This is a genomic window from Pseudomonas sp. D47, from assembly GCF_045447305.1.
GTDB lineage: Bacteria > Pseudomonadota > Gammaproteobacteria > Pseudomonadales > Pseudomonadaceae > Aquipseudomonas.
On record NZ_JBJGXU010000001.1, the window covers coordinates 606,667 to 616,538 of the forward strand.

The window sequence follows — 9,872 nt, forward strand, 5'->3', positions numbered from 1 at the left end:
GGGTTCCTTACACCAGAAGTCCACGCATTGACGCCGGACGACGCAGTCGTTTTCCTTCATCGGCAACCGGTGGACGGTTGATCCGCATCCGTTGCACTTCCTGCAACAGTTCCTGTTCCGCCACCTGGACCAGCGCCTGATCCCGTGACCGAAAGACCTGGTCACAGACCTCATCGGGCAAGCCCAGGCCCTCCCACATTTCCGTGAGCAAGCGCGCGCGATGCTCATTGTCTTCAATGGCCTGCTCGGCAGCTTGGAGGGTTTTGGCGTAGGTTTCGTCGTACATGTCCATGGCTCCTATAGTAGGGACAGGGCGCCTGGCTTCCTGTCAGGTACGGTCGATTTTTTGTCGTTTTCTCATTGATTGCAGCGAACACACCCGCCCGGCCTCCAGCTCGAACCAGCCGGACTGCGGTTCGGCGGCGCCGGTCCAGTGGCGATAGAAACGCTCCATCCGGGCGCCCTCCAGCGGGCTCCCCGCCATCGCCTGCACCTTGCCGTACAAACAGGCCTGCGGCCCCAGCACTGCGAGGACCGCCTCGGCCAGCACATACAGCGCCGCAAAGGGGTTGCCCAGGCCAAGACGCCCGTCGGCACGGCGCAGCATGACGATCCAGACCCGCGCGCCTTCACAGCGCCAGGCCAGCTCGCAGCCGGCATGCACGAACTTCCAGCCCAGCGGCAACGCGCTCTGGCGCAGAAAATGCGGATGGATGTCATAACCCCGCGCTTGCAGCCAATCGGTCAATGGGTCGCGAGTCATAACGAAACCCGGCCCAACGGCTGAATGTTGATCTGCTGGGTCAGCTCCTGATACGAGAGCACCGGCAAGCCGTAGTAGTCGCCTTCGATCAGCTTGCGCACGTAGCGGCGGATGTCCATCGAGACGATCAGCACCGGCTTGCTCTGCATCTGCGAGAGGTCGCCGACGGTCTGCCGGACTTGTTCAAGAAAGGATTGGGTGACGGCCGGGTCCAGCGCCAGATAGCTGCCGGCACTGGTCTGGCGAATCCCGCCACGGATCTGCTCTTCCACCAGTTGGTCCAGCAGATAGGCCGGCAGGATGTTGTTGCCGCTCGAATATTTGTAGCAGATGTAGCGCTTGAGGCTGCTGCGGATGTACTCGGTCAGTTGCACCACGTCCTTCTCTTTCTGACCCCACTCCACCATGGCCTCCAGAATCGCCCGCAGGTTGCGGATCGAGATATCCTCGCCCACCAGGCGCTGGAGAATTTCGGTCATGCGCTGCAACGGAATGATGCGCTGGGCTTCTTTCACCAGTTCCGAGTAGCTGTGCTCCATCTGCTCCAGCAGGTAACGGGTTTCCTGGATGCCGATGAAATCCTCGGCGTACTCGCGCAGAACGTGGGACAGGTGCCAGGTCAGCACCTGATCCATGCTCAGGAACGCACAACCGGATCGCTCCAGCCGCCCTTCGTGCTCGGCGCCGACCCACAACGTCGGTTGGCCCGGCAGCACCGGCTCGCCTTCTTCGAATGGCACACCAATCAGTTCCAGCTGGCTGGCCCGCTCCTGCACCAGCAACCGCGCACTGCGCAGGCGCCCACGGGCCACCGGTACCTCTTGCAACTGAATCAGGTACTCGCCGTCCTTCAAACCTTCATTAAAGCGCAGGTGAATACCCGGAAACGGCACGCCAAAGTCCAGGTAAAGAGCACGCCGCACCCGCACCAGCTCATCATTGAGGGCAAACGCCTCCAGCTCCTGCTGCATGCTCGCGTCCACATCGATCAGCAGGGGCACGGTCATGGCGAACTCTTCCTTGTCCCCCAGCCGCGTGCCCTTGGGCTTGCCGCCCGATGGCTTGGCTTTGGGCTTGGCCGAAGAAGCAGCACCGGCGCCTTGCGCCAACAAGGTCGGCAAATCCCTGGGGTTGTCCTCGGCTGCCAGCCCGCGCTGGCGCAACAGCATGAAGTAACCCCCCCCGCCCACCAGCGCCGCCAGCAGCATGAAGGTCACGGTCGGAAACCCCGGAATCAGCCCGAACAACACCAGCAGCACGCCACCGATCAGCAACGCCTTGGGCTGCGCCACCACTTGGTCGCCGATGTCATTGCCCAGGTCCGAGGTGCCATCCGAGGAGTCCCGGGTCACGATGATACCGGCCGTGATGGCGATCAACAGGGCCGGCACCTGGCTGACCATACCATCGCCGATGGTCAGCACCGAATAGAGCTGCAAGGCATCGCCGGCGCTCAGGCCCTTCTGGGTCACGCCGATGGTGATACCCGCCAGAATGTTGATGAAGATGATGATCAGGCCCGCGATCGCATCGCCTTTGACGAACTTCATCGCGCCGTCCATCGAGCCGAACATCTGGCTCTCTTTCTCGATCACCGCCCGCCGGTCGCGCGCCTCGTTGACGTCGATGACGCCGGCCCGCATGTCGCCGTCGATACTCATCTGCTTGCCGGGCATGGCGTCCAGGGAAAACCGCGCACTCACTTCGGCGACGCGCTCGGCGCCTTTGGTGATCACCAGGAACTGCACGATGGTGATGATCAGGAAGATGATGCAACCCACCACCAGATTACCGCCCACGACAAAATTGCCGAACGTGTAGACGATCTGGCCGGCGTCGGCCTCCAGCAAAATCATCCGCGTGGTACTGACCGACAACGCCAGCCGGAACAACGTGGTAATCAACAACACCGCCGGGAACACCGAGAACTGCAACGGCGAACTGATGTAGACCGACATCATCATCAACACCACCGACACCGTGATGTTGATCGCAATCAGGATGTCCAGCAGGAACGGCGGCAGCGGCAGGATCATCATGAACACAACGGCCAGCAGCATCACTGCCAGCATGATGTCCTGGCGTTCGCCCACCCGCCTCAGAAAATTAGAGAGTTCCTTCATGGGACTCCCGCTGGCTCAAAAATCGTTCGTAAGCAACGCGTGCATCAGCGATTCGCCCCTGTAACTGGCACGCACGGCTGACACAGCCCCACAGCGCAAGGTCTTCCTCGCCTTCAGCCAGCAACCGGTCGCAATGCCCCTCGGCCAGCTCGCCCTCTTCCAGTTGCAACAACGCCACCACCAACGCACGTCGCGCCTGGCGATGGGCCGGTTCAACGACCAGCAGGGCTTCAAGGAATATCCGCGCACGACCTGGCTGGCCGCACTGCAGCTGTAGCCAGCCGAGCAGTAGCAGCAGGCTTTGCTGTACCGGTTTCAACATCATGGGGGTCATACCTTGTGCAGCAAATGGAGGGCCATCTGCAGCAGATACTCATCTTCGCTGCGCGCTTGCAGCAGCGCCGATACCGCCTGAAACTCGGGCGCATCGGATGAAGAGACCTGCTGCTTGAGGTCTGTCAGGGCCTGGCGAAATGCCTGTGGCCGGAGCAACTCGTGAAAGCCCTCGTGGGGACAGGCAAACGCCAGCAGCCGACGCCCGGCGAGGTCCGCCGGGTAGAGATTGTCGAGGTGAGCCTCGATAGAGTGGCCGTCGGGCGGCAGCACATAGCGCTCGGGCAAGCCCGATGCCTGATGCTGATCACCGACCTCGGTCAGGTGCTCGATGCCGATGTGCGGGGCGCTGATCCGACTCACTGCTCAAGCACCGCATGACGCGCCGAGCTCAAGGTACGGAACGCCTGGTGCAACACCGGGGCGGTAACGCGCCGCTCATCCAGGGTGATCAACAGCAACAGCCGCGTGTCGGCCGCCCACCCGCAACGCAACGGCAACTCCGGCCCGGTGCGGCTGAACGTCAGCGCCAGGGCTCGAATCACGCCTTGGTGAATCTCGTGCCATTCCAGGTCCACGGCCAGCCAAAGCGTCAGTTTGCGATCATGCTGTTCGAGTTGCAGCGTGCCGGTTTCCTCGAACTCCAACTGAATCAGCGCCCCGGCCGGAGCCGGTACGGCCACCCCCAGGTCCTGACAAAACTGAGCCAGTGCTTGGTCAATCCAGTGCATGTCGTTTACTCATTGTGCTTGCCATTCGTCTTCTTCCTGGTCGATGGCCAGGTCCAGCGCGAGCTGACAGGCATTGAGCAGGTTCTGACGCTGCTCCTCATCGGTGAAAATTTCCGTGGGGATCAGCCGGATCAGACGCTTGATCTCGCGAAAGAAATGGATCTGGCGCGCAGCGTCCTTGATCGCCAGCGGCACGATCAGTCGCTGCACGTCCTGAACATTCGCCCAGCGTTTGTCGATCAGGCCGATCAGCCCGCCCATCAGGTCAGAAGGCCCGTATGCCATGGCCTCGTTCCCCCGTTACCAGCGCCTGCCACAGTGCATTGACCTGGTCCGAGATGCCCGTCAGCACCCGCAACTTGTGCATATCGCTCATGACCCGTTCGAGCTTGATCGGGTCGAGCCGGGTCTGCTGACTGTCCAGGTCGGCGCTCAAGGCTTTCATCAGGAATCCCGTCACGCCTTCAAGCGTCGAACTGCCGAAGCGCGCATGAATGTCGTTCCAGGCAGCGGCCAGGCCGCGATAGTCCATGACGGCATCGCGGTAGGTGTCACGCAGTGACTGGATGTCGCCGACTCCCTGCTCTGCCGCTTCCTTGGCCAGCGGCCCGATCTGCAAGCCCAGTTCAATGGCGTGGCCATGTTCCTGGGCCATTTCCAGCAGCGCCTGGTCAATCAGCTCGACCATCGCCCGGGCGTCGGTCTTGCCGGCCAGTTCCTGGCGCGCATGCGAGAGGGCAACAAACTGGTGGCTGATCTCGCGGGAGAACCCTTTGAGGTACGCCTTGAGCTGCGCCAGGTTGTTCAGCTGTCCACTGCCGAGGTGCGCGACCAGGGCTTCGAGTTTTTGCTGGGACTCCAGGTCCGGGACTTTCTTGAGGTACTCCTCCAGCATCTCGAGGATTTCACTCAGCCGCGCCTGGCCATCGCTGACACTGCGCTTGGCCAGCGACTTCTCGACCCGCTCGGAGAACACGAAGGTCAGCTCCTCAGCGGAGTCGGCCATGGACTGGCTGGTGGAAATGTACTGCACACGTTCGCCCTGGAAACTGCCGGTCAACCGGCTGTCGCGCGCAATGGTCGGTTCGGTCTGTCGATCCGGCAACGACGCCGCAGGGACGACACTCTGAATATTGGCCATAGGGGCACTCACTTGCAGGCAACGGTGGTGTGGGGGCCATTGTAGAAATTCGTCCGCCGGGGGCTCTGCCAAAATCGGTCGCATTTTTTTAGGCCTTGCGCCAACCAATTTCTAAAAACTTGCGACCGGGACTGAAATTACCCAAGCGGGCCTTTATCTATAGTGGCCACCAGTCCCATACCCAAGCCGACCATGCACCTCTCACTCGAACACATCACCGGCCAGATGCAGCAGGCCATCGATAAATGTCGGCTGATCCAGATTCGCGGCCGGGTCACCCAGGTCACCGGCACACTGCTCAAAGCGGTGGTGCCGGGTGTGCGCGTGGGTGAACTGTGCCAACTGCGCAACCCGGATCATTCGCTGTCGCTGATGGCCGAAGTCATTGGCTTTCAGCAGCACCAGGCACTCTTGACCCCGCTGGGTGAAATGCTCGGCATTTCCTCGAACACCGAAGTCAGCCCGACCGGCACCATGCATCAGGTCGGCGTGGGCGATCACTTGCTGGGCCAGGTGCTTGACGGCCTCGGCCAGCCGCTCAACGGCATCAGCCTGGGTGAACCCGCGGCCTGGTATCCGGTGTACCGCGATGCACCCGACCCCATGAGCCGTAACCTGATCGAGCGGCCAATTTCCCTCGGCGTGCGCACCATCGACGGTCTGCTGACCTGCGGTGAAGGCCAGCGCATGGGGATATTCGCGGCGGCCGGCGGCGGTAAAAGTACGTTGCTGGCGACCCTGATGCGCAGTGCGGACGTCGACGTCATCGTGCTGGCGCTGGTGGGTGAGCGGGGGCGTGAAGTCCGCGAGTTCATCGAGTCCGACCTCGGGGAACAAGGCCTCAAACGCTCGGTGCTGGTGGTCGCCACTTCGGACCGCCCGGCCATGGAGCGCGCCAAGGCCGGGTTTGTCGCCACCACGATTGCCGAGTACTTCCGCGACCAGGGCAAACGCGTCCTGCTACTGATGGACTCCGTCACGCGGTTTGCCAGGGCCCAGCGCGAGATTGGCCTGGCTGCGGGCGAACCGCCGACCCGACGCGGCTATCCGCCCTCCGTATTCGCCGCCCTGCCCCGGTTGATGGAGCGCGCCGGCCAATCGGACAAAGGCTCCATCACCGCGCTGTACACAGTGCTGGTCGAAGGCGACGACATGACCGAGCCGGTGGCGGATGAAACCCGCTCGATCCTGGACGGGCACATCATCCTGTCGCGCAAGCTGGCCGCGTCCAACCATTACCCGGCCATTGACGTGCTGCGTTCGGTCAGCCGGGTGATGAACCAGATTGTGACCCCCGAACACCGCAACGCCGCCGGCCAGTTACGCGAGTGGCTGGCCCGGTACGAAGAAGTCGAGTTGCTGCTCAAGATCGGCGAATACCAGAAAGGCCAGGACCCCGTGGCCGACCGCGCCATCGAAAAAATGGACGCGATCCGTGCCTGGTTGCGCCAGGGCACGCATGAGCCCAGCGATCTGCCGCGCTGCCTTGAACAACTCGCGAGCCTGACCCGATGACCCTGCCCACCTTGCTGCGCATCAAGAGCCTGCGCGTGGAGCGCGCCGAACAGGCGCTGCAACGCCAGGAGCTGCGGGTCGCCGAGGCACACCGTGCCCATGAAGCCGCGAGCGCTGAACACCAGGCGTACCGGCAGTGGCGCCAGGCGGAAGAAAGCCGTTTGTTCGACCTCTGCAAGGCTGAGCCCATGAACCGTAAAAAGCTTGAGCAATGGCAGCAACAGGTGGCCCGCCTGCGGGAAAAGGAAGCAGCGCTGGAACAGACCATTGCCGAACACGCCCAGAGCCTGACCCAGGAGCGCGAACGCCTTCGCCTGAACCGGCGTCAGTTGCTGGAGGCTCAGCAGCAGGTCGAAAAATTCAACGAGTTGAACCGTCACGCCCTCGCCGAGGAGCGGATGTTGCTTGAGTTCAAAGAAGAACAGGAGCTCGAAGAGTTCCGTCGTGTCGAGGCCGTTTCATGAGCAGAATATCCCCACCAGGCATCACACAAGATGTCCTTGCACGTTCACCGGCCCCGGCACGCGTGGCCGCCGACAAAACCAGCCAGGCTGAGTTCGAACGGGCGCTGAACAGCAAACCTGATGCGGGCGAGAAGCGCCGCACCGACGCTTGGCGCAAGCTCGACACCCGTGAGCCGGGCAAAACGCCTCGGGACACTTCGCGCCCACTGGACGATGACGCCGAGCAGGCTGAACCCTCCACGGCCACAGACCGCGAACCCATCCGTAGGCCGCACCTCCCTGGCACCGCGCCAGAAACCGCCACGCCTGATGAGCAGGCCACAAACGACGAGCCCGTTGCACGCCCGGCACCCGAACAACTATCCACAACCCAACCTCCCACAGGCATTGTCGTGGTGCCACTGCCGTCAAACGACCGTCCAAAACCCGGAACAAGCCACCGCGACAGCAGCGCGCCAGAAACCGCCACGCCTGATGAACAGGCCACAAACGACGAGCCCGCCGAACAGCCCGAGACCGGCAAACCCGATGAGCCCGTTGCACGCCCGGCACCCGAACAACCATCCACGCCCCAACCTCCCACAGGCATTGTCGTGGTGCCACTGCCGTCAAACGACCGTCCAAAACCCGGAACAAGCCACCGCGACAGCAGCGCGGCGACCGTGAAGAACCCGGAACAGCATCTGCCCATCATGCTGGGCGCGCCTGCCATCGGTTTAGCCCCCGAAACGCCCTCGGACCAACACAACTCCTCCGGCGAGCATGACGAACAGCCTCCCTTCGGTTCACTGGTCGAAGACCCGAAGCCGTCGGCAAGCACCGGCCAAACCCCGGGTGACAAGCTGCTCGCACGCCTGTTGAACACCACCGAGCAACCGGCGTTCAGCAAGGACCTCGGCAAACTGGTGCAGACGCTGCAACTGCACATCCAGGCCGGCGTTTCCCGCGATGGCAGCACCACGCTGCTTCAGGTGAACCTGGCGCAATTGGGCCAGGTCGATGTCCAGCTCGCCCATTCACACGGCCACTTGCACGTCGAAATTCAGGCCAGCCCCGGCAGCCTGCTGCAACTGCAACTCGCCCGCGGCGACCTGATGGAACGCCTGCAACGGCTGAACCCCGGGCAACCGATCCAATTGACCTTTACCCAGCAACAACACGGGGGCGACCAGGGTTCACGGCAGCGGCGGCACGTGTATGACGAGTGGGAACAAGACTCATGAGCAGCCTGATGCTGCCCCGCGTCGAGGCGTCGGAACTGGCCCTGCAACAAAAAATCAGTCGTTGCCGCAGTCGCTACCCGCTCGCGAACGGTGAAGCCCGGCTGACGATCCTGCCGCAACCCGACGCGCTGGACGTGCTGTTGAATGTTCACTGGCAAGGCCTGGCACTGCGCTGGCGGTGCCACAGCGCAACCCTGGCCGGATGGCTTGAGCCCCACCTGCAAGAAGCGGCGTTCAGCAGCCTGCCGGCGACGCTGCAACTGGCGTTGCTGGAGCTGGAAAGTGCCGTGTTGCCGGGGCTCATCTGGAAAAGCATTCAACCGTGCCGCCCCGAGCCTGGCGCGGGGACGCCCACACTGGCGTTGACGCTGTCACGCGGCGCGCAACGCCTGGTTATCTGGCTCGACGGTGACCCGAGTGCGCTGCTCGCTTTCACGCCTGCTCGCCCCTTGGCAGAACTGACGGCGGTTGCGCTGCGACTTTCGCTGCAATGGGGCCCGGTCTGCCTGCTCCCCGCGCAGCTGCACTCACTGGCCACGGGTGACCTTCTATTGCTGCCGGCACGCCACGACGCCGCCAGCCCTTTGCTCGGTGTGGTCGAAGACCGCCCCTGGGCACAATTTCGCCACCACGACTCTCAACTGGAACTGCTCGCCATGCACAACGATGCCCCCCTCGAAACCACCCACGATCTGGCCAGTCTTGATCAGCTCCCGGTCCAGGTCAGCTTCGAAGTGGGACGTCAGACTCTCGACCTGCACACCCTCGCCGCCCTGCAACCGGGGTCGTTGATCGACCTGGCCACCCCGCTCGAAGGCGAGGTGCGGATTCTGGTCAACCAGCGCTGCCTGGGCGTGGGTGAGCTGGTGAGTATTCAGGACCGCCTCGGCGTGCGCGTCACCCGCCTGTTGCAGGACCTGCCCGCATGATTCAACTGCCTGACGAACTCAGCCTGATCTTCGGGCTGGCGCTGCTGGCGTTGCTGCCATTCATTGCAGTCATGGCCACCTCATTCATCAAGATGACCGTGGTGTTTTCGCTGCTGCGCAACGCCTTGGGCGTGCAGCAAATTCCGCCGAACATGGCGATGTACGGGCTGGCAATTATCTTGAGCCTGTACGTGATGGCGCCCGTCGGCTTCGCCACCCGCGACTACCTGCGCACCCATGACGTCAGCCTGAGCAAGACCGAGTCGGTGGAGCAGTTCCTCGACGAGGGCATGGAGCCGTACCGGGCCTTTTTGAAGAAACAGATCCAGGCCCGCGAACACGCGTTCTTCGTCGACAGCACCCGGCAGGTCTGGCCGAGCGAGTACGCAGACCGGCTCGAGCCCGACAGCCTGCTGATCCTGCTGCCGGCCTTCACGGTCAGTGAGCTGACCCGCGCCTTCGAAATCGGCTTTCTGATCTACCTGCCCTTCATCGCTATCGACCTGATCATCTCGAATATCCTGCTGGCGATGGGGATGATGATGGTCTCGCCGATGACCATTTCCCTGCCGTTCAAACTGCTGCTGTTTGTCCTGCTCGACGGCTGGGCGCGGCTGACCCACGGCCTTGTCATCAGTTACGGAGGCTGA

Annotated in this window: 13 protein-coding genes; 5 read left to right on the forward strand and 8 right to left on the reverse strand. The window is 62.7% G+C overall.

Annotated features, from left to right (window positions below; all coding sequences use genetic code 11):
• Window positions 1-7: 7 nt before the first annotated feature.
• The 8 genes from ACI77I_RS02810 to sctW are packed head-to-tail and all read right to left on the reverse strand — an operon-like array spanning window position 8 to window position 5,091.
• Entirely contained in the window at window positions 8-286 is a 279-nt protein-coding gene (locus ACI77I_RS02810; RefSeq protein ID WP_094949069.1) for an LcrG family type III secretion system chaperone, read from the reverse strand.
• Window positions 287-328: 42 nt separating this feature from the next.
• Complete coding sequence (locus ACI77I_RS02815; RefSeq protein WP_406996917.1) at window positions 329-763, reverse strand: LcrR family type III secretion system chaperone; 435 nt, start codon at window positions 761-763, stop codon at window positions 329-331.
• Complete coding sequence (gene sctV, locus ACI77I_RS02820) at window positions 760-2,886, reverse strand: type III secretion system export apparatus subunit SctV (RefSeq protein WP_406996918.1); 2,127 nt, start codon at window positions 2,884-2,886, stop codon at window positions 760-762. The genes ACI77I_RS02815 and sctV overlap by 4 nt, the downstream gene beginning before the upstream one ends.
• Window positions 2,870-3,211, reverse strand: a complete 342-nt coding sequence (locus ACI77I_RS02825; protein ID WP_094949072.1) for a type III secretion protein — start codon at window positions 3,209-3,211, stop codon at window positions 2,870-2,872. The genes sctV and ACI77I_RS02825 overlap by 17 nt, the downstream gene beginning before the upstream one ends.
• Before the next feature lie 5 nt (window positions 3,212-3,216).
• Window positions 3,217-3,582, reverse strand: coding sequence for a YscX family type III secretion protein (locus ACI77I_RS02830; protein ID WP_094949073.1), 366 nt, complete (start codon window positions 3,580-3,582; stop codon window positions 3,217-3,219).
• Entirely contained in the window at window positions 3,579-3,950 is a 372-nt protein-coding gene (gene sycN, locus ACI77I_RS02835) for a type III secretion chaperone SycN (protein WP_094949074.1), read from the reverse strand. Before sycN ends, ACI77I_RS02830 begins: the two co-directional genes overlap by 4 nt.
• A gap of 9 nt (window positions 3,951-3,959) precedes the next feature.
• Window positions 3,960-4,235 carry a TyeA family type III secretion system gatekeeper subunit gene (locus tag ACI77I_RS02840; RefSeq protein ID WP_094949075.1) on the reverse strand — a complete coding sequence of 92 codons (276 nt, stop codon included), beginning with the start codon at window positions 4,233-4,235 and terminating at the stop codon, window positions 3,960-3,962.
• Window positions 4,216-5,091, reverse strand: coding sequence for a type III secretion system gatekeeper subunit SctW (sctW, locus tag ACI77I_RS02845; protein WP_406996919.1), 876 nt, complete (start codon window positions 5,089-5,091; stop codon window positions 4,216-4,218). Before sctW ends, ACI77I_RS02840 begins: the two co-directional genes overlap by 20 nt.
• 192 nt (window positions 5,092-5,283) lie before the next feature.
• Here sctW and sctN point away from each other — a divergent pair, with 192 nt between their 5' ends.
• From sctN to sctR, 5 genes are read left to right on the forward strand one after another with little or no spacing between them, the layout of a single operon-like run.
• Window positions 5,284-6,606: a type III secretion system ATPase SctN gene (gene sctN / locus ACI77I_RS02850; RefSeq protein WP_094949077.1), complete on the forward strand. Its 1,323-nt coding sequence runs from the start codon at window positions 5,284-5,286 to the stop codon at window positions 6,604-6,606.
• Window positions 6,603-7,070 carry a type III secretion system stalk subunit SctO gene (sctO, locus tag ACI77I_RS02855; protein WP_094949078.1) on the forward strand — a complete coding sequence of 156 codons (468 nt, stop codon included), beginning with the start codon at window positions 6,603-6,605 and terminating at the stop codon, window positions 7,068-7,070. Before sctN ends, sctO begins: the two co-directional genes overlap by 4 nt.
• Window positions 7,067-8,293 (forward strand): type III secretion system needle length determinant, encoded by a 1,227-nt coding sequence (locus ACI77I_RS02860; RefSeq protein ID WP_406996920.1) that lies wholly within the window; start codon window positions 7,067-7,069, stop codon window positions 8,291-8,293. Before sctO ends, ACI77I_RS02860 begins: the two co-directional genes overlap by 4 nt.
• Window positions 8,290-9,222: a type III secretion system cytoplasmic ring protein SctQ gene (sctQ, locus tag ACI77I_RS02865; protein ID WP_406996921.1), complete on the forward strand. Its 933-nt coding sequence runs from the start codon at window positions 8,290-8,292 to the stop codon at window positions 9,220-9,222. Before ACI77I_RS02860 ends, sctQ begins: the two co-directional genes overlap by 4 nt.
• Window positions 9,219-9,872, forward strand: a complete 654-nt coding sequence (gene sctR / locus ACI77I_RS02870; RefSeq protein WP_094949080.1) for a type III secretion system export apparatus subunit SctR — start codon at window positions 9,219-9,221, stop codon at window positions 9,870-9,872. Before sctQ ends, sctR begins: the two co-directional genes overlap by 4 nt.

Bases quoted from the DNA above. Each gene is read 5' to 3' on its own strand.
- ACI77I_RS02810 (WP_094949069.1), bottom strand. From the start codon at position 286: ATGTACGACGAAACCTACGCCAAAACCCTCCAAGCTGCCGAGCAGGCC.
- ACI77I_RS02815 (WP_406996917.1), bottom strand. From the start codon at position 763: ATGACTCGCGACCCATTGACCGATTGGCTGCAAGCGCGGGGTTATGAC.
- sctV (WP_406996918.1), bottom strand. From the start codon at position 2,886: ATGAAGGAACTCTCTAATTTTCTGAGGCGGGTGGGCGAACGCCAGGAC.
- ACI77I_RS02825 (WP_094949072.1), bottom strand. From the start codon at position 3,211: ATGATGTTGAAACCGGTACAGCAAAGCCTGCTGCTACTGCTCGGCTGG.
- sycN (WP_094949074.1), bottom strand. From the start codon at position 3,950: ATGCACTGGATTGACCAAGCACTGGCTCAGTTTTGTCAGGACCTGGGG.
- ACI77I_RS02840 (WP_094949075.1), bottom strand. From the start codon at position 4,235: ATGGCATACGGGCCTTCTGACCTGATGGGCGGGCTGATCGGCCTGATC.
- sctW (WP_406996919.1), bottom strand. From the start codon at position 5,091: ATGGCCAATATTCAGAGTGTCGTCCCTGCGGCGTCGTTGCCGGATCGA.
- sctN (WP_094949077.1), top strand. From the start codon at position 5,284: ATGCACCTCTCACTCGAACACATCACCGGCCAGATGCAGCAGGCCATC.
- sctO (WP_094949078.1), top strand. From the start codon at position 6,603: ATGACCCTGCCCACCTTGCTGCGCATCAAGAGCCTGCGCGTGGAGCGC.
- ACI77I_RS02860 (WP_406996920.1), top strand. From the start codon at position 7,067: ATGAGCAGAATATCCCCACCAGGCATCACACAAGATGTCCTTGCACGT.
- sctQ (WP_406996921.1), top strand. From the start codon at position 8,290: ATGAGCAGCCTGATGCTGCCCCGCGTCGAGGCGTCGGAACTGGCCCTG.
- sctR (WP_094949080.1), top strand. From the start codon at position 9,219: ATGATTCAACTGCCTGACGAACTCAGCCTGATCTTCGGGCTGGCGCTG.